We start from the raw sequence: 18,130 nt of genomic DNA on the forward strand, positions 1-18,130 counted from the left end.
ATGGTCCAGGCCTACGAGCCCCTTCATCACAAGTACCGGCCCCAGCGCTTCGACCAGCTGGTGGGCCAGAAGGCCGTCGCTGACACCCTCAGCCAGGCCCTGCTCCAGAACCGCATCGCCCCGGCCTACCTGTTCAGCGGCCCCCGGGGCACGGGCAAGACCTCCAGCGCCCGGATCCTGGCCCGTTCGCTCAATTGCCTGGCCAGCCCGGGACCGACCCCGGAGCCCTGCGGCCGCTGCCAGCTGTGCCTCGACATCGCCGCCGGCAACGCCCTCGATGTGATCGAGATCGACGCCGCCTCCAACACCGGCGTCGACAACATCCGGGAGCTGATCGAACGCTCCCGCTTCGCCCCGGTCCAGGCCCGCTGGAAGGTCTACGTGGTGGACGAGTGCCACATGCTCTCCACCGCCGCCTTCAACGCCCTGCTCAAGACCCTGGAGGAACCGCCGCCGCGGGTGGTGTTCGTGCTGGCGACCACCGATCCCCAGCGGGTGCTGCCCACCATCCTGAGCCGCTGCCAGCGCTTCGATTTCCGCCGCATCCCCCTGGAGGCCCTGGTGGGGCATCTGCAGTGGATCGCCGCCGAGGAGTCCATCGGCATCACGCCGGAGGCCCTGCACCTGGTGGCCCAGCGCTCCCAGGGGGGTCTGCGGGACGCGGAGAGCCTGCTCGACCAGCTCAGCCTGCTGCCGGCGCCGATCGCCGCCGACGCGGTGTGGGACCTGCTGGGGGCGGTGCCGGAAGTGGAGCTGCTGCAGCTGGCCGAGGCCATGGCGGCGGCGGATCCCCTGCAGGTGGTGGAGGGCTGCCGCGAACTGCTGGACCGGGGGCGGGAACCGGCCGCCGTGCTGCAGGGGCTGGTCAGCCTGCTGCGGGATCTGCTGCTGGCGGGGGTGGCACCCGACCGGCTGGAACTCACGAGCGTGACACCCGAGCTGCGGCCGCGGCTGCCGGAGGTGGCGCGCCGGATCGGCAAGGCCCGCCTGCTGCGCTGGCAGTCCCAGCTCAAGGGCAGCGAACAGCAGCTGCGCCACAGCGTGCAACCGCGGCTGTGGCTGGAGGTGCTGCTGCTGGGCCTGCTCGCCGAACCGGCCACCGTGGCCGCCGTGGCCGCCGCACCCGCCGCCGCCCCGACGGGGCCGCACCCGCCCGGCGCCGAAGGCCAGCGGGTCGCCCGCAGTCCGGAGCCCGCGGGGGCCGCTGCGCCGTCCCCAGCGCCGGCCCCGCTGGCACCGACCCCGGCCGAGCCCCCGTCGGATCCGGTGACCGCCCCGGCGAGTGCGGGGCCCGCCAGCGAGGATCTGGCCGAGCTGTGGCAGCAGATCCTGGCCGGGCTGGAACTCCCCTCCACCCGGATGCTGCTCTCCCAGCAGGCCCAGCTGCTGCGGCTGGATGAGCGGCGGGCGGTGGTGCGGGTGGCCGGGACCTGGATGGCCATGGTTCAGAGCCGCCTGCCCCTGCTGGAGAAAGCGGTGGCCAGTGCGCTGGGCAGTCCGCGACAGGTTTCCCTTGAGGCGGGGGGGGATGGCCCCCCAGCGCAGGGGATTCAGAGCCCGCCTTCGTTGCCTTCGTTGCCCGCCGTGGCCAAGCCACCGGCTTCCCACGCCCCATCCAGGCCAGGCACCGATCGGGCCGACCAGCCACCCGCCCCTGGACCCGAGACCGTCAGCGACATCACGAACTCCATGGGGCTCCGTGCTGATCCACCGGCCGTGGACCGTCCCGCGCCCCGGCCGGCAGCTCCACCGCCACCGCTGGTGGGCGATCACCTGGATGTGCAGGCGAAGCGGCTCGCCGACTTCTTCAACGGTGAAGTGATCGCCGACAGCGCCGGCGAATCGCTCTGACCCGGCTCCCGATACCCGGTGCCGACCGGACACTCTTCCACGGGCAGCTGAACCCTTCCGAAACGTGCCGGCACCATCGCGGGAGAACGGCACAGGTTCACGGGGGAAGACGAAAGGTCAGAGGCGTCTGGAGCCCCCGTTCAACGATATCGAGACTGCCCATGGGCACCGAAGATTCTGACTTTGATCAGGGCCAAGCCGACCTGAAACCAGAACCAGGATCGGGAGGGATGGCGCCTGTAAAGCTCATAGATTGCCCGGTAGAAGCGGCCCTTGATAAAGGAGTTTGAAAGATACATTGGCTCAACGAACCAGGCCAAACACTCCCATTCCTTTACTCGCTTCTCCAGACTCATTTGCCTTGGATTCAGGTTCTGCATGGCCGTTCCGCCCAGATGGGCCAGAGTCAATCCCCGGGAATGGAGCAGCCACTTGGACCATTCCTGGTCCTCCGCCGAGTAAACCTCCGGGTTGAAAGGCCTTTCCCGCAACAGACTGGAACGGTAGAGAGAGCAGGAGTTCCAGAGACCATTCAAGCCATTGAAACTTTTGCTGGTCACGAAATTCACTTGAATCTCGCCATGGTCATGGGAGGAAAAACAAACACCTCCAAGTCGGGGATGGGTATCCAGAGCTTCGATGGCCATGCGAAGCGCCATGGGATTTTCAATGACCACATGGGAGCTGATCACAAGGACATAGTCCGACTCGAGACGGGGAATGGCGATATTGATGGCCATGGCATAATTGAAGCCAGGCAGGCTGTAATCAATGACGACGGCCCCAGCCGGGAATTGATCTCTCGTGTTGTCCGTGGAACCGTTATCGACAAAGAGAAAGCGTGGATGAACACCCTCACTACGGCCGATGGCCGCAAGGACAGCAGGGAGTGTGCCTTCACAATTGAAGGTTCTGCAGATGACATCAAGCGGCCTGGATTCAGACGGAGGGACCGGATTCATGGTCCGTGAGAAGAGAGCGCCGAAGCCCTGAGATCCTTACCCAGAGACGGGGTCTTGATCATCCATTCATGCCCAGAATCAAATCTGACTGACTTCCGTCGTCAAATCACCGGCTTCCGCTTCTCCAGCCCCATCCCTCTGACAGCCCACTGATGGGGTTTCGCCGTTTTCGGCACCAAGGTGAAGCGTCTTGACCCAGACCAGCTTCTTGGGCAGCAGGGCCATCTTCAGGGTCACCCAGGGGATCACCAGGAACCAGTGGACCAGGTAGACGATGCCCAGGCCGGCGCTGAAGGGGTTCATCGCCGGCAGGGGCGGGCCCTCCGACGGCCGGCGGCAGCCGGTGGCGATCGCCATGCCCGAAAGGGCCAGGGCCACGATCGAGAACGGCCACATGGTGGGGGCCGTGCGGGTGAGCAGGGTGCCGATCAGGTCGGCGCTGGCCACCACCGGCAGCACGTACTGCAGCAGGAAGAAGCAGGTGAGATCGAGCTTCTGGCTGAACCCCAGCCGGTTGGAGACCAGGCCTGGGCCGTAGTCGAAGAAACGCTGCAGGCCCCCCTCGGCCCAGCGCTGGCGCTGACGCCAGAGGGCCGGCAGGGTCAGCACCGCCTCCTCCTGCACCGGGGGATCCCAGAGCACGCCGATCGGCAGGCCTTCGAGCAGCAGACGGAAGCTCAGGTCGAGATCGTCGGTCACGGTGTCCTCGTTGAAGCCCCCGACCTTCAGGAGCGCGTCCCGTGACAGCAGCTGGCCGTTGCCCCGCAGTTCGGCGACGCCGCCGTTGGCCAGACGCCCCTCCTGGATCATGGCGTCGAAGGCCATCTCCATCGCCTGGGCGGTGGTGAGCAGGTTGGTCCCGGCATTGGCCACCGCCTTGCGCAGCTGCACCGCCGCCCAGCCGCCGGCCTCCGCCCAGGGAACGAGGCGCTCCAGCACATCCGGCTGCAGATCGGCATCGGCATCGAGCACGAGCATCCAGCGGCCAGCCAGTTGCTGCAGCACCAGATTGAGGGCCCCCGACTTGCCGCCGCCCGCATCGCGGGGTCGGCGCAGCACCCGCAGAAAGGGATGGCGCCCCTGGAGCTCGGCCAGCAGCTCGGGCGTGCGGTCATCGCTGCCGTCATCGACCACCCACAGGGCCAGCTGGCCCTCGGGCCAGCGCACGGCGGCGATGCGCTCCACCAGCCGGGCGATCACCGCCTGCTCGTCACGGGCGGCGACCACCACATCAACGGCGGGGCAGGTGCCCGCCTCGCCCGCCGTGGGGGCCGCACCCGCGGGCGCCTCGCCGGGGCTGCGGCGGAAGGCCTGCAGCAGAACGGTCCGAAGGCTGTAGCCCCCGAGCAGGGTCGCCAGGGTGAGGGCCGGCACCAGGCTGCGGCCCGGGGGCAGCCAGTGGGGGGCGATTCCCACCAGGCCGCAGCAGGCGAGGAACAGGGCCGCCTTGGCACGGCGTTGATCGCTGCCACTGCCATTGCCGCTGCCGCTGGCACTGCTGCTGACACTGCCGCCGGCAGCCATGGTGAACCTCATCCAGGCGGAGACTCTAGGGGGAATCGCCGCCGGCTCCCAGGGGCTGGAGGGAGGTGCCCGGGTAGTAGTGCGCCAGGATCCGCCGCGTACTCCAGCCGCGACCGGCCAGGTCGATCGCCCCCTGCTGGGAGAGACCGGCCCCGTGGCCGAAGCCCCCACCGGTCAGCTGCCAGGCCCCCTCACCCTCCGGCCGCAGGGTGAACAGGGTGCTGGGCAGGGTGCGCAGGGTGCGGCGGATCGCATCCAGCCGCAGCACCGTGCGGCCCGCTGTTCCCTGCACCTCCAAGGCCAGCACCCGGCCGCTGGGACCCCGGGCCAGCACCTTCAGGGCGGTGGGCCGTCCCACGCCCCGCTCCGGCCCGAGGGCCGCAGTGATCTGGGCGGCCGTGAGCCGCCGCTGCCAGCGGAAGACGGGATGGTCGGCCCCCCAGGCCGCCTGGCCGTCGCGCAGCAGGGTCGGCAGGGCCGCGGCCGCCAGGGGCACCGGGAAGCGGGCCTGGAAGGGGGCGGGGCCGTCGGGGAAGGGGTTCAGATAGGGGACCGCCGGCCCGTTCCAGGCCTCCTGGTAGGCGGCGCTGATGCCGCCGTTGCTGGCGTGGTACACCGCGTGGATCGGTCCATCGGCGCCGATCAGCACGGCCAGCCGGGTGGCGGCGATGGCCTGGCGCACGGCTGCTCCGGCGTGGCGGGGGTCGCTGTACACCTGGCACTGGGTGTCGGCGCAGAGGTGGTAGCCATCCGCCGCGAAGCGGTGCTGGTTGCGCACCGCCCAGGTGCGGGCCAGCACGGCCTGGGCCTCCAGGGCCGCCGCCGGCACCCCGGCCCCGATCTCGTGGGGCACCACGCCCTCCAGGTAGCGCTCCAGGGGCACCTGCTCCACCAGGCTCCAGCCGCCGTGGGCGTCACTCAGCAGCTGGAAGGGGCCGGCGTAGACCCCCTGGTCCCAGAGCAGGCCGCCGGGGGCCTCGATCCGGATCGGCCCGGCCAGGGGCACCGCCCCCTGGGCCCGGCGCAGTTCCAGGCCGACCCGCTCCGTGACCGTCCGCTCGTAGCTCCCCAGCCGCAGCCCCTCGGGCAGGCCGGCGGGATCGGGGGCACCGGCGGGGGCCCACACCTCCCAGTCACGGGGCCGGGCGATCACCGCCGCCACCCCCATGGAACGCCAGAGCCCGGCCGCCTGCTCGGCGCTCTCGAAACTGGCGAACGGACCCAGCACCCGGCGCCGCAGCGTCACGGGCCCTGGCAGCAGCTCCCGACGCCAGTGCAGCGCCAGGGAGGGGGCCTGGAAGCGCTGGCCGCTGGCGTCGATCAGGGTGAGCAGGCCGCCGTTGCCGCGCAGGCGGAGGGGCGGGGCCGCGGCTGCCTCCCCGGGCGCCGGACCCAGGCGGGCGGCCAGGGCCACCGCCAGCACCGGACGGGCCGCCGTGACCGGCTCAGGACGGGCCACCGGCCAGTGCATCAGGCTGGTCTGCCCAGGGGACGGGGCGTCCGGAGGGGGCGGCGGCGACAGGGCTGGCGGCCCCTGCTCGGCCCGGCAGCCGACCGGGAACAGCAGCGCCGCGGCCAGCAGCAGCCGGGGCAGGACGCGGGGACGCAGGGCCATCGAGGGGGCGGGGGGTTGGAGGAGGGTTCACCCGCGTCGTAGTGTGCTTGTTTGTGCCTGCGCCTACCGAGATGCCGAAGCTCAAGACCCGCAAAGCGGCCGCCAAGCGGTTCAAGGCCACCGGCACCGGCAAATTCATGCGCCGGCGTGCCTTCCTCAACCACCTGCTCGATCACAAGAGCCCCAAGCGCAAGCGCTATCTGGGGACGATGGCGGTGGTCGATGACCGCGACCACGACAACGTGGCCCGGATGCTGCCCTACGCCGGCTGAGTCCGGTCGGGCTCCCTCCGGGGTTCCCGCTTCCCTGTCTTTTCTCACCCACCCACCGCTCACCTCCCATGGCCCGCGTCAAGAGGGGCAACGTCGCCCGCAAACGCCGCAACAAGATCCTTCGTCTCGCCCGCGGCTTCCAGGGGAGCAACGGCAGCCTGTTCCGCACCGCCAACCAGCGGGTCATGAAGGCCCTCTGCAATGCCTACCGCGACCGTCGCCGCCGCAAGCGTGACTTCCGCCGCCTCTGGATCGCCCGGATCAACGCCGCCGCCCGCATGAACGGCCTCAGCTACAGCAAGCTGATCGGCGGCCTCAAGCGGGCCGACGTGCGCCTGAACCGCAAGATGCTGGCCCAGCTGGCCGTCGCCGATCCCGCCAGCTTCACCGCCGTGGCCACCGCGGCAGGCCACTGACGCCGTCCCCCCAGCACCGACCGTCCGGCCGGACACGATGACCGATCTGCTGCCCCAGGCCTACCTGCTCGGCCTGATCGCCCTGCTGGGCGTGGCCGCCATCGTGGTCGGCCGCCAGATTCTGCGGGTGCGGCGCGATGAACTCGCCCTGGCCCGCCTCGGCGGCACCGACAAGGCCGCTGGCGGCACCAGGGACGCCTCCACCCTCTATGAGCTGGCCTCGGTGCAGCTGCGCAAGCGGCTGTACGCCGAGGCCCAGGTCAACCTCAAGCAAGCTCTGAAGCTGGCCGACGCGGAGAACGCCCCGGCCGAGGCGCGGGCCCTGATGGAGAACGCCCTCGGCTTCACCCTGGCGGCCCAGAACAACTACAACGCCGCCGTGCGCCACTACCGGGCCGCCCTGCGGGCCAAGGCCGAGTATCCGGTGGCCCTCAACAACCTCGCCTTCGCCCTCGAAAAGCAGTCGAAGGCCGACGAGGCTCGCAGCCTCTACGAGAAGGTGCTGCAGCTGGAGGCCACCAACAAGACGGCCCTCAAGCGGCTCTCGATCCTGGAGCGGCGCAGCGGCCGCCAGGCGGGCGAGAACGGCAAGGCCTCCTGAGACCCAGCCCGGCCGGGCTCACCAGAGGCCGCGCACCGGGGCGGGCTCTCCGGCGGCGGGGGCCTGGGCGGTGCGTTCCGGGACCAGCTGCAGCCGCCCGCCGGGGGTGGTGAGCCGGGGCGCCCGCCAGCCGCTCAGGGACAGGCCCTGCACGCTCTGAAAGGCGCCACCGGGCTCCAGGGCGCCGCCGAGGGGATCCCCCAGCACCAGCAGGTCGAGCTGGTCGGACTTGGCGTTGAGGTTGCCCTGCACCGCAGATTCAACCCCGCCGATGGCCATCGCACCGCGCAGGTCCACCATCTGGCCGATCGGGGTGGCCCCGTCGATCCGCAGCTGCACGGGCACGGCGGGCCCGCCGCTGAAGGACTGGTAGCGGCCGCTCCAGCGACGGGGCATCTGCTCGGCGATCAGCCGGGCCCGGGCGATCGGATCGAAGGTCTCCACCTCACCGTTGGTGCCGCCGTCCTGGCCGATCACCTGGGCCTCGGGGGCCGTGAAGGGCACGAATCCATCGGCCGGCATGGGGCTGGCGGCAAGCACCGGGCTGGCGGCGAGCAGCAGGGGCACGGCGGCCAGAGGCACCGGCATGGCGTGGGTCTCGGGGGCAGAAGGCAGACTAATCGGGATGCGCCCGTGCGCCGCAGGCCCCCGACCGTGACCGCCATCGCCCCCCTGACTTCCCGCGACGATCTGGTGATCGCCGGCCGTCGCTTCCGCAGCCGCCTGATGACCGGCACCGGCAAGTACCCGAGCCTGGAGGCCATGCAGGCCAGCCTGGAGGCCAGCGGCTGCGAGATCGTCACCGTGGCGGTGCGGCGGGTGCAGAGCGGCGCCCCGGGCCATGGCGGCCTGATGGAGGCGATCGACTGGGGCCGCATCTGGATGCTGCCCAACACGGCCGGCTGCGCCACCGCCGAGGAGGCGGTGCGGGTGGCCCGGCTGGGCCGGGAGCTGGCGCGCCTGGCGGGCCAGGAGGACAACAATTTCGTGAAGCTGGAGGTGATCCCCGACTCCCGCCACCTGCTGCCGGACCCCTTCGGCACCCTCGAGGCCGCCGAGCAGCTGGTGAAGGAAGGCTTCGCCGTTCTGCCCTACATCAACGCCGATCCCCTGCTGGCCAAGCGGCTGGAGGAGGCCGGCTGCGCCACGGTGATGCCGCTGGGATCGCCGATCGGCTCGGGCCAGGGCATCCGCAACGCCGCCAACATCGCCCTGATCATCGAGAACGCCCGCGTGCCGGTGGTGGTGGATGCGGGCCTGGGGGTGCCCAGCGAGGCCGCCCAGGCCATGGAGATGGGCGCCGATGCCCTGCTGATCAACAGCGCCATCGCCCTGGCGGGCGATCCGCCGGCGATGGCCCGGGCGATGGCCCTGGCCACCGAGGCCGGTCGCACCGCCCTGCTGGCGGGCCGGCTGCCGCAGCGGGCCGAAGCCCGGGCCAGTTCCCCGCTGGAAGGCCGTGTGACGAACCATTGACGATCGGGCCGATCGCGGGCCCGCTCCATAGGGTTTGCCGCAAACCGATCCCCAGCCATGCAGGTCACTGAAGAAGACGGCGGCAAGCTCAACGCCTTCGCCAAGGAGCCCCGCATGGTGCTCCAGGAGGAGGGCGAGACCAGCGGCGCCAACCGGATCCTGCTGATCGGGGGCCTGGTGCTGGTGGCCGTCATGGTGGCGGTGGCGGCCGGCATCAGCTGAGGCCGGTGGGGGCCTCTGAGGCCTGTAGTAGCTTGCCCACCTGAGCAACTGCTCGTTCAGGAGTCTGGGGTGAAGGTTCTCGTTCTCGGCGGCGACGGCTTCTGTGGTTGGCCCTGTGCCGTGAACCTGGCGGAAGCCGGACACGACGTCGTCATCGTCGACAACCTGAGTCGGCGCAAGATCGACATCGACCTGGGCGTCGAGTCACTGACGCCGATCGCCACGATTCACGACCGGCTGCGGGCCTGGGAACAGGTGGGTGGCCGGGCCATGACCTTCGTGCACCTGGACATCGCCCGGGAGTACGACCGGCTGCTGGATCTGCTGCGCAGCGAGCGCCCTGAGGCGATCGTCCACTTCGCCGAGCAGCGGGCCGCCCCCTACTCGATGAAGAGCAGCGCCACCAAGCGCTACACCGTCGACAACAACGTCAACGGCACCCACAACCTGCTGGCGGCCATCGTCGACAGCGGCCTTGACGTCCACATCGTGCACCTGGGCACGATGGGCGTCTACGGCTACGGCTCCCACCGGGGCGCCACGATCCCGGAGGGCTACCTGACGGTGGAAGTGCCCCAGCCGGACGGCACCTGCTTCACCGAGAAGATCCTGCACCCCACGGATCCCGGCAGCGTCTACCACATGACCAAGACGCTGGATCAGCTGCTGTTCTTCTACTACAACAAGAACGACGCGATCCGGGTCACCGACCTGCACCAGGGCATAGTCTGGGGCACCAACACCGACCTCACCCAGCGGGATCCCCGCCTCACCAACCGCTTCGACTACGACGGCGACTACGGCACCGTGCTCAACCGCTTCCTGATGCAGGCGGCGATCGGCTACCCGCTCACCGTCCACGGCACCGGCGGCCAGACGCGGGCCTTCATCCATATCCGCGATTCGGTGCGCTGCGTCCAGCTGGCCCTGGAGCACCCCCCCGAGCCCGGCGAGAAGGTGAAGATCTTCAACCAGATGACCGAGAGTCACCAGGTGGGCGAACTGGCCCGCAAAGTGGCGGCCCTCACCGACTCTGAGATCAACTACCTGCCCAACCCCCGCAAGGAGGCGATCGAGAACGATTTGATCGTCGACAACCGCTGCTTCATCGAGCTAGGCCTCAAACCCACCACCCTTGATGACGGCCTGCTGGCCGAAGTGGTGGACGTGGCCCGCCGCTGGGCCGACCGTTGCGACCGCTCCAAGATCCCCTGCCTCTCCGCCTGGACCCAGCGCCAGGCCGAAGCGATCAAGGCCTTCGCCTGATCTCCCCCCCGTGAAGATCGCCTTTTTCACCGAAACCTTCCTGCCGAAGGTCGACGGCATCGTCACGCGACTCACCAAGACGGTGCAGCAGCTGGTGTTGGCCGGCGACGAGGTGCTGATCTTCTGCCCCGAAGGCGCTCCCGACGGCTACATGGGGGCCCGGGTGGTGGGGGTGCCGGCCATGCCGCTGCCCCTCTATCCCGAGCTGAAGCTGGCCCTGCCGCGGCCGGCCGTCTCGGAAGCCCTCGACCGCTTCGGCCCCGATCTGGTTCACGTCGTCAATCCGGCCGTGCTGGGCCTGGGGGGCATCTGGCTGGCCAAGAGCCGCGGCCTGCCGCTGGTGGCCAGCTACCACACCCATCTGCCCAAGTACCTGGAGCACTACGGCATGGGGATGCTCGAGCCCCTGCTGTGGGAACTGCTCAAGGCCGCCCACAACCAGGCCCGACTCAACCTCTGCACCTCCACCGCCATGGTCGAGGAGCTGGCGGCCCGGGGCATCCAGCACACGGCCCTCTGGCAGCGGGGCGTCGACACCGACCTGTTCCGCCCCGAACTGGCCTCCGGCGCCATGCGCGAGCGGCTCCACGGCGGCCACGACGACACCGGCCACCTGCTCCTCTACATCGGCCGACTCTCGGCGGAGAAGCAGATCGAGCGGATCCGGCCCGTGCTCGAAGCCATGCCCCAGGCCCGGCTCGCCCTGGTGGGGGACGGTCCCCACCGCCAGCAGCTGGAGCGCCATTTCGACGGCACCGCCACCACCTTCGTGGGCTACCTGGCCGGCCAGGAGCTGGCCTCGGCCTACGCCAGCGGCGACGCCTTCCTGTTCCCCTCCAGCACCGAAACCCTCGGCCTGGTGCTGCTGGAGGCGATGGCCGCCGGCTGCCCGGTGGTGGGGGCCAACCGGGGCGGCATTCCCGACATCGTCAGCGACGGCGTCAACGGCTGCCTCTATGACCCCGACCAGCCCGCCAGCCTGACCACGGCCGTCCAACGGCTGCTGGGGGATCCGGCGGCCCGCCGCCAGCTGCGCCTGGCCGCCCGCGAGGAAGCCGAGCGCTGGGGCTGGGCCGGGGCCACCGCCCAGCTGCAGGGCTACTACCGCCAGGTGCTCCAGCAGGGCCGTTTCCCCCAGGCCGCCTGAGGGACCTCAGCCCGGCCGGGCCGCCACCGGCGCCTTGACGCCCCGGAACCACACGGTCATCAGGGCCTTCACCATCGGTGCGGCCACCGTGCCGCCGTAACCGCCGGAGTTCTCACCGAAGGCGACGATCACCAGGGTGGGGGTGCCGGTGGCCGGGGCGTAGCCGCCGAACCAGGCATGGTCGGGACGGGGTGGATCCTCGGCGGTGCCGGTCTTGCCGGCCACGGGCGGCAGGCTGGGGTCGTTGAGGATGGTGGCCGTGCCGCTGGTGACCGCCTGGCGCAGACCGGCATGCAGCACCCGCAGGGTGGCCGGCTTCAGTCCGATCCACTTGCGCGGGTAGTCACGCTCCACCAGGTGGGGCGTCACCAGCCAGCCTCCATTGGCGACGGCGGCATAGAGGCGGGCCATCTGGATCGGCGTCACCGTCACCGCCCCCTGGCCGATCGAGGAGGTGATCGTGTCGACCGGGGTCCAGGGTTCACCCAGCACCTCCTTCTTCCAGGCCGGGTCCCCCAGCAGCCCCGGGGACTCCTCGGCGGACAGCTCGCTGCCGGTGCGGCTGCCATAGCCGAGGCGACGGGCCGCCTTGAACATCTCCTCCGGGCCGACCATCAGCCCCACCTTGTAGAAGAAGCTGTTGCTGCTCACCGCGAGGGCGAAGGGGAAGCCGATGCTGCCGAAGGAGCCGTGGTCGGCGTAGCACTGGCCGTAGTAGCAGAAGGAGCCCACCGTCGGCACGGTGGAGTTCTCGTTGAGCTTGCCGGACTCGATGCCGGCGATGGTGGTGACGATCTTGAAGGTGCTGGCCGGCGGGAACCCCTGGAAGGCCCGGTTCAGCATCGGCGCCTCCGGCCGGTTGAGGCTGTTCCACTGGGCGGTGGTGGGGCCGTCGGAGAAGATATTGGGATCGAAGTTGGGCCGGCTGGCCATCGCCCGCACGGCGCCGGTGCGGGGATCCATCGCCACGATCGCCCCCTTGCGCACCCCGTCGAGGGCCTTCTCCGCCGCCCGCTGCAGGTCGAGATCGAGGGTGAGGCGCAGATCCTTGCCGGCCTTGGCGGGCTTGTCCCCCAGCACCCGCTGCACCTGGCCTTCGGCATTCACCTCCAGCTGCTGGCCACCCCACTCACCGCGCAGGTGGGTTTCGTAGACCTTCTCGAGCCCGCTGCGGCCGATGCGATCGCTGATGCGGTAGCCGTGGTCGCGGAGGGCGGCGTACTCCTCCTCGGTGATGCTGCTCGTGTAGCCCATCACGTGGGCCCCCAGGCTGCCGTCGGGATAGGCGCGCAGCACGTCCTCGGACACCTCCGCCCCCTGCAGGGATCCGGCCTGCTCCCGGAAGCGCAGCACCTGCACCGGCGTCAGCGAGAGGGCCAGGGGGATCCGGAAGCCCTGGGCATTGGCGCCGCTCCGGCGCTGGGCATCCAGCCGGTCGGCGGGGATCCCCAGCAGGCCGGCGAGCCGGTCACGCAGCCCGGGCCAGCCACGGTCGTCGACCTGGAGGGGCTGGAGATAGAGGTTGTAGGTGAGCCGGTTGGTGGCCAGAACCCGCCCCTTGCGATCCAGCAGGCGGCCCCGCACGGGGTTGCGCGGCAGCAGGCGGATCCGGTTCTCGTCGGCCATCGCCCGGTTCTCGGCCCCGTGCAGCAGCTGGAGCCAGGCGAGGCGCCCGAGAATCGCCGCCAGGATCAGCAGCATGAAGGTGAGCAGGAGGGCAGCCTGGTGGCCGGTCCCTGTGTGGCGGGTGGAGGAGGCCCCGAGCCCGCCGCCGGCAGCGCGCACCATCAGCCGAGTCGGCTCTGGAGCAGGGCCAGCCGCGCCTCGATACGCTCCAGGGCCGCCAGCAGCTCGGCCGGATCCGCCGGACTGGGCGGCGGGGCCGCATCCCAGGCGGGAGGGGTGGCCCCGGGGCCCGGCCCGGCGGGGCCCTCCTCGGCGCCCACGTCGCGCACCTCCACCTTCATCACGGGGTTGCCCAGGCCGGGCTGGAAGCGATCGAGGTTCTCCCTCACCTGGCTGGCCGCGGGCTCCCCTTCCTCCCGCAGCTGGCCGAGGGGATCGGCACTGGTGCCGTCGAAGGCGGCCAGCACCTCGGCCGGCCCCCCCTTGCGGACCCGCTCCACCACCGCCAGTCCCACCGGCAGCACGTCCTGCATCAGAGCCAGGCGCAGGGAATCGAGGGGATCGGCAGCCATGACGTCGGAACCCGGACCGGGCTTTCCAGTCTGACGTGCGGAACGGCCCGGCTCAGGGTGCGGGTCGCTGCACCCCGGGATCGACGATCACCTGGCCGCAGAAGCGGGTGCTGCCCAGCCACCAGCCGCCGCCGACAGCCAGCACCAGCAGGACACTGAAGGGCAGCAGGGCCTGGCGGGTGCCGTCGAGGGAGAGCCACTCCAGCCAGCCCCGCAGCCAGCGGTCACGGTCGAAGCGGCGCCGCTCCCTCAGGCTTTCCTTGCCGCGGCGGTCGAGGGCCCGGGCCACCCAGCGCTCGAAGGCCTTCTTCTTGGTGACGGCCATCTTGCGCTCCACCTCCAGCAGGTGGCCGGCGCTGAGGTCGGGGTTGAAGGTGCTGATCAGCTCCAGGCTCTTGAGGAACATCTCCACCGCCCCTTCCTTGATCGCCAGGTCGGCCGGATCGAGGCCGTCCCAGTCGACCTCGGGATAGAAACGCAGCCGGTTGCTGCGGATCTGCTCCTCCGGCAGCTGGCCGGGTTCGCGAAGCCAGCGGTCGGTGTTGGCATCGAAACGACGCCAATAGAGGAAGGGGTTGAGAAAGACGGTCTTGCCGGCCAGCAGGATGCTGTCCTGCTGCAGGCGGCGGTGCAGCTGGGGGTCGTGCTCAGCCCCGGCAGGGCTGCCAGCGACGGCGGGGGAGACGGGAGGCACGGAGCAAACGGCCGGGTGCCGAGATTATCGAAGTTGGCCCGCTGGGGCCAGCCTGGGGATCGGGGCTGCCTTCGGGCCCGGAAAGCGATCAGCAGAACGTTTCGCCCGAGACATCTGGACCGGGCTCGGTCGCGAAGAAGGGGAGGCTCGCCCTCGCCGCCCCAGATCAGTGCGGCGCCATACCTGCCATCTCGCGGCTGGGATGGGCTCACCAGCAGGTCTGGGGACAAGGGGACATCAGCGTCAGGGATAGAACAACGCCAGGTCCAGCCCGTGCAGTGATTCCTCCTCAACGAAACGCCTCAGCTCACGGCTGTCGAGTACGCGCCGGGCTTCCTCACGGAAGGGACTGACATTCCTGGAAGCTGCAGGCAATTCAAACCCAAAAGCCTGAGAAAACTGAACAGACAGGGACTCCGTCTGCAAGACGTTCAGCCGAAGGCGCTCCAAACCGCTCAGGTAGCGAGACCTCACCCTGCTTTTGAGTAATGGAAGCAAGTCGGGAAAGCGCTTGATGGCCTTGATCGTGAAGCGCATATCACGCGGCAGCAGATACTGAAAAGCAGGCATGGTGCTGTGGACAATCGCCATGAAGTCCGCTTCTACAAATTCAGGACTCTGGCGGAAGACGTAGGCTCCCGTCCTCTCGTCAAGAACCATATTGCGATGCGGCGAATAGTAAAAAGAGACAAGGCGCTCAAAGGGCTTTCGCACGCAGGAGAAAATCCTAAGCTCCCTCAAAGAGGGCTTGATCAGCAAGTAAGTTGACAGTGACTGATGCTTTCTGTGCGTCAGAGATCCACGAATCTCAAATCGATCAACGCCATCGCGAAAGCCGCCGCTGACCATCTCATCGCAGCTGAGGCCAGCGTCGATGATGGCCGACTGAATGGTATTGCCACCCGTCTTCGGAATATGGATAAACAGGCATGTCTCACCTTGATGAGAGAAAAGCATGGTGACTCGCTTTCATCGTTGCCGTTGAAGCCATGAAGGACCGCCGTCAACCGGCTGTCACTCCCACTCGATCGTGCCGGGGGGCTTGCTGGTGATGTCGAGCACCACCCGGTTCACCCCCCGTACCTCGTTGACGATGCGGTTGGAGATGAGCTCCAGCAGGTCGTAGGGCAGCCGCGACCAGTCGGCGGTCATGCCGTCCTCGGAGGAGACGCAGCGCAGCACGATCGGGTAGGCGTAGGTGCGCTTGTCGCCCATCACGCCGACGCTGCGCACGGGCAGCAGCACGGCGAAGGCCTGCCAGATCTCGTTGTAGAGGCCGGCATCGCGCACCTCCTCCCGCACGATCAGGTCGGCGTCCCGCAGGATGTCGAGCTTGTCGTCGGTGACCTCCCCCAGGATGCGGATCGCCAGGCCAGGACCGGGGAAGGGATGGCGTCCCACGATCTCCTGGGGCAGGCCGAGGCTGCGGCCCACCTTGCGCACCTCGTCCTTAAACAGGCGCCGCAGCGGTTCCACCAGCTTGAACTGCAGGTCCTTCGGCAGGCCGCCCACGTTGTGGTGGCTCTTGATCTTCACCGCCACCCGTTCACCCGTCTTGGGGTCAACGTTGGTGCCGGCGCTCTCGATCACATCGGGGTAGAGGGTGCCCTGGGCGAGGTAGTCGAAGGGGCCGAGGCGGCGGCTCTCCTCTTCGAACACCCGGATGAACTCGGTGCCGATGATCTTGCGCTTCTCCTCCGGGTCGGTGATGCCGGCGAGCTTGGAGATGAAGCGCTCACGAGCATTGATGTATTCCACGTTGATGTGGAACTGGCGATCGAAGAAATCCATCAGGAACTCCGGCTCGCCTTTGCGCATGAAGCCCTGGTCGATGAACATGCAGGTGAGGCGATCCCCGATCGCCTGGTGCAGCAGGAAGGCCAGGGTGGAGGAATCGACCCCGCCCGAGAGGGCCAGCAGCACCCGCTTCTCGCCCACCTGGGCGCGCACCTCGCCGATGGCCTCATCGATGAAGGCGGCCGTGGTCCAGTCGGGGATGCAGCCGCAGATGTGATAAACGAAATTGCGGATCATCACCATGCCGCAGGTGGAATGCACCACCTCGGGATGGAACTGCACCCCGTAGAGACGGCGGGCATGGTCGGCCACCGCGGCCTCGGGGGTGTTGTCGGTGTGGGCGAGGCGCGCGAAGCCCTCCGGCAGCGACTCCACCGAATCGCCGTGGCTCATCCACATCGTCGAGCCCTCCTCGACGTTGGTGAGCAGATCCACCGGGTCGTCGACATGGAGCGGCGCCTTGCCGTACTCGGCCCGACCGGCGGCCACCACCGATCCGCCCAGCTGCTGCACCATCAGCTGCATGCCGTAGCAGACCCCCAGCACCGGGATGCCCAGGTCCCAGAGGCCGGGGTCACAGGAGGGGGCCCCCTCCTCGTAGACGGAGCTGGGGCCGCCGCTGAGGATGATCCCCTTCGGGTTGAGGGCCTTCAGTTCCGCAGCGGTGGTGGTGTAGCCCATCACCAGGGAGAACACCTCCGTCTCCCGCACCCGGCGGGCGATCAGCTCGGAGTACTGGGAGCCGAAATCCAGGATCACGATGGCCGGAGGTCGGCGGGAACCGCTGGCATGGTCCCGATCCGAACCGGGTGGTGCGGTCTGCGGCGTTTCGGACATCGGCTCGAAGGCGGCCAGGCCAGGGCCCGGTATTCGGTGCCAGCACCCTAGGTCGCGCCCCTGAAGCGTTCCATCAGCGTCGCCCCCACCGGCCCGCAGACCCGCAGCCGGCGCTGGCGGTCGAACAGGGCCGCCCCCACGGCGGCCGGCGGGGCGCCATGGCTGGCCAGGTAGGACCGGCACCGGACTTCAATGGCGTCAGCGATGCGCGCCCGCAGGCGCCCGGCCAGCTCCGGATCGGCCTGCTCCAGACCGGCCAGGGCGGCCTCCACCGTGGCGGCCCCGTACAGCGCGGCCAGGGTGGCGCCGTCGGCCCCCTCCAGGGCGGCCAGGGCGGTGAGCACCTCGGCGCGGCCATCGGCCAGGTGGTGGTGGGTGTGGAAGATGCCGCCGGCCAGCTTGATCAACTTGCCCTGGTAGCCGAACAGCAGCAGCCGTTCCACCCCCGCTTCGGCGGCCGCCACCAGCACGGGGCCGAGCCAGTTGCCCGCCTTGAGCAGCAGCTGCGGCGCCAGGCCCAGCTGGGGGGCCAGATCGAGGCCGTTCTCGCCGATCACCAGCACCAGATCGCCGCCGGCCCCCGGCGCGGCCACCCGCCCGGCCAGCTCGGCCAGGGTGCGGGCCAGCTGGTCCGGGTCGGCACCGGCCTGCACCTCGGCCTGAGTGCCGATCAGGGCCAGCCCGTCCACCACCCCGAAGGCGGCATTGCTGGTGCGCTCCGCCAGGCGGCGGCCGTCGGGCAGAACAAGGGTGAGCCCCAGGCGGCGGCCAGCGGGCACCAGGGGCCCCAGGTTGGCCTCCAGCAGGCGTCGGGCATAGCCGGAGAGGCAGGCCTCCCCGGTCGCGGCGTGGACCCCCACCCCCTCGCCGGGCTCCAGCTGCAGCCAGAGCCCGTCGCCGGGAAGCCAGCGGGCCAGCACCCAGACCACCAGGCCGCGGGTGAGGTCGAGCCCCTCGCCCGGATCGCAGCAGCTCTCCCCCAGGGCCAGCCCCTCCCCCAGGCCCGCGGCGGCCCGCACCGGCACCGGCACCACCCCCGGCGGCTGCAGCAGTTCCAGGGCCACCGACGGGCTGAACGGCTCCCCCAGCAGGGCCCCGACGGCGGCGCGGGCCGCGGCCGCCAGCCACACCGGCAAGGTGAAGCCCCGCGGGGGCGCGAAGGGGGGGCGCAGGGAATCGATGGCGGGCGGGAACGCTGTTTTTTATGGTGGTCGATCGCCTTGCCTTCGCCAGGCCCGCGCCCCTTCCCTCC

18 protein-coding genes are annotated in these 18,130 nt (G+C 69.8%); 8 read left to right on the plus strand and 10 right to left on the minus strand.

Annotated features, from left to right (window positions below; genetic code table 11):
- A complete protein-coding gene (locus KUG38_RS04590) occupies positions 1-1,851 on the plus strand; it encodes a DNA polymerase III subunit gamma/tau (RefSeq protein WP_216919416.1) in 1,851 nt (616 codons plus the stop codon).
- A gap of 140 nt (positions 1,852-1,991) precedes the next feature.
- Here the strand turns inward: KUG38_RS04590 and KUG38_RS04595 are convergent, their stop codons facing one another.
- The 3 genes from KUG38_RS04595 to KUG38_RS04605 form a co-directional block, all read right to left on the minus strand.
- The gene (locus KUG38_RS04595) at positions 1,992-2,813 is read right to left on the minus strand and encodes a glycosyltransferase family 2 protein (RefSeq protein WP_216919418.1); all 822 of its coding nucleotides are present in this window, start codon (positions 2,811-2,813) and stop codon (positions 1,992-1,994) included.
- Between the two features lie 78 nt (positions 2,814-2,891).
- Positions 2,892-4,337 carry a glycosyltransferase family 2 protein gene (locus KUG38_RS04600; protein WP_286195630.1) on the minus strand — a complete coding sequence of 482 codons (1,446 nt, stop codon included), beginning with the start codon at positions 4,335-4,337 and terminating at the stop codon, positions 2,892-2,894.
- 25 nt (positions 4,338-4,362) lie between these two features.
- Positions 4,363-5,952 carry a SpoIID/LytB domain-containing protein gene (locus KUG38_RS04605; RefSeq protein WP_216919419.1) on the minus strand — a complete coding sequence of 530 codons (1,590 nt, stop codon included), beginning with the start codon at positions 5,950-5,952 and terminating at the stop codon, positions 4,363-4,365.
- A 71-nt stretch (positions 5,953-6,023) separates the two neighbouring features.
- Between KUG38_RS04605 and rpmI the strand changes: the two genes are divergently transcribed.
- The 3 genes from rpmI (at position 6,024) to KUG38_RS04620 (ending at position 7,241) form a co-directional block, all read left to right on the plus strand.
- Positions 6,024-6,224: a 50S ribosomal protein L35 gene (gene rpmI, locus KUG38_RS04610; RefSeq protein ID WP_015109851.1), complete on the plus strand. Its 201-nt coding sequence runs from the start codon at positions 6,024-6,026 to the stop codon at positions 6,222-6,224.
- Positions 6,225-6,292: 68 nt separating this feature from the next.
- Positions 6,293-6,640, plus strand: coding sequence for a 50S ribosomal protein L20 (gene rplT, locus KUG38_RS04615; RefSeq protein ID WP_015109852.1), 348 nt, complete (start codon positions 6,293-6,295; stop codon positions 6,638-6,640).
- A 37-nt stretch (positions 6,641-6,677) separates the two neighbouring features.
- A complete protein-coding gene (locus KUG38_RS04620) occupies positions 6,678-7,241 on the plus strand; it encodes a tetratricopeptide repeat protein (RefSeq protein ID WP_216919421.1) in 564 nt (187 codons plus the stop codon).
- An 18-nt stretch (positions 7,242-7,259) separates the two neighbouring features.
- Here the strand turns inward: KUG38_RS04620 and KUG38_RS04625 are convergent, their stop codons facing one another.
- Positions 7,260-7,829: a hypothetical protein gene (locus KUG38_RS04625; RefSeq protein WP_216919423.1), complete on the minus strand. Its 570-nt coding sequence runs from the start codon at positions 7,827-7,829 to the stop codon at positions 7,260-7,262.
- 45 nt (positions 7,830-7,874) lie between these two features.
- On the opposite strand from KUG38_RS04625, the gene KUG38_RS04630 reads away from it, so the two are divergent.
- From KUG38_RS04630 to KUG38_RS04645, 4 genes are all read left to right on the plus strand, one after another.
- Positions 7,875-8,717 carry a thiazole synthase gene (locus tag KUG38_RS04630; RefSeq protein WP_502707688.1) on the plus strand — a complete coding sequence of 281 codons (843 nt, stop codon included), beginning with the start codon at positions 7,875-7,877 and terminating at the stop codon, positions 8,715-8,717.
- Positions 8,718-8,774: 57 nt separating this feature from the next.
- On the plus strand, positions 8,775-8,939 hold the full coding sequence (psb34, locus tag KUG38_RS04635; RefSeq protein ID WP_216919425.1) for a photosystem II assembly protein Psb34: 165 nt from the start codon (positions 8,775-8,777) through the stop codon (positions 8,937-8,939).
- Positions 8,940-9,008: 69 nt separating this feature from the next.
- The gene (locus KUG38_RS04640; RefSeq protein ID WP_094587004.1) at positions 9,009-10,205 is read left to right on the plus strand and encodes an NAD-dependent epimerase/dehydratase family protein; all 1,197 of its coding nucleotides are present in this window, start codon (positions 9,009-9,011) and stop codon (positions 10,203-10,205) included.
- A 10-nt stretch (positions 10,206-10,215) separates the two neighbouring features.
- The gene (locus KUG38_RS04645; protein ID WP_216919427.1) at positions 10,216-11,352 is read left to right on the plus strand and encodes a glycosyltransferase family 4 protein; all 1,137 of its coding nucleotides are present in this window, start codon (positions 10,216-10,218) and stop codon (positions 11,350-11,352) included.
- Between the two features lie 6 nt (positions 11,353-11,358).
- On the opposite strand, the gene mrdA is transcribed toward KUG38_RS04645, so the two are convergent.
- The 6 genes from mrdA to cbiD form a co-directional block, all read right to left on the minus strand.
- On the minus strand, positions 11,359-13,140 hold the full coding sequence (mrdA, locus tag KUG38_RS04650; protein ID WP_216919429.1) for a penicillin-binding protein 2: 1,782 nt from the start codon (positions 13,138-13,140) through the stop codon (positions 11,359-11,361).
- Positions 13,140-13,550, minus strand: coding sequence for a hypothetical protein (locus KUG38_RS04655; RefSeq protein WP_216919431.1), 411 nt, complete (start codon positions 13,548-13,550; stop codon positions 13,140-13,142). The genes mrdA and KUG38_RS04655 overlap by 1 nt, the downstream gene beginning before the upstream one ends.
- Before the next feature lie 52 nt (positions 13,551-13,602).
- Positions 13,603-14,244, minus strand: coding sequence for a DUF8672 family protein (locus KUG38_RS04660; RefSeq protein ID WP_233134039.1), 642 nt, complete (start codon positions 14,242-14,244; stop codon positions 13,603-13,605).
- Positions 14,245-14,487: 243 nt separating this feature from the next.
- Positions 14,488-15,201 (minus strand): sulfotransferase family 2 domain-containing protein, encoded by a 714-nt coding sequence (locus tag KUG38_RS04665; protein ID WP_216919433.1) that lies wholly within the window; start codon positions 15,199-15,201, stop codon positions 14,488-14,490.
- 57 nt (positions 15,202-15,258) lie between these two features.
- Positions 15,259-16,878 (minus strand): glutamine-hydrolyzing GMP synthase, encoded by a 1,620-nt coding sequence (gene guaA / locus KUG38_RS04670; protein ID WP_216919435.1) that lies wholly within the window; start codon positions 16,876-16,878, stop codon positions 15,259-15,261.
- Positions 16,879-16,925: 47 nt separating this feature from the next.
- Positions 16,926-18,050: a cobalt-precorrin-5B (C(1))-methyltransferase CbiD gene (gene cbiD / locus KUG38_RS04675; RefSeq protein WP_216920163.1), complete on the minus strand. Its 1,125-nt coding sequence runs from the start codon at positions 18,048-18,050 to the stop codon at positions 16,926-16,928.
- Positions 18,051-18,130: the final 80 nt, after the last annotated feature.

Origin of the sequence: Synechococcus sp. CCAP 1479/9 (assembly GCF_019038535.1) — a bacterium.
Lineage (GTDB): Bacteria > Cyanobacteriota > Cyanobacteriia > PCC-6307 > Cyanobiaceae > Cyanobium.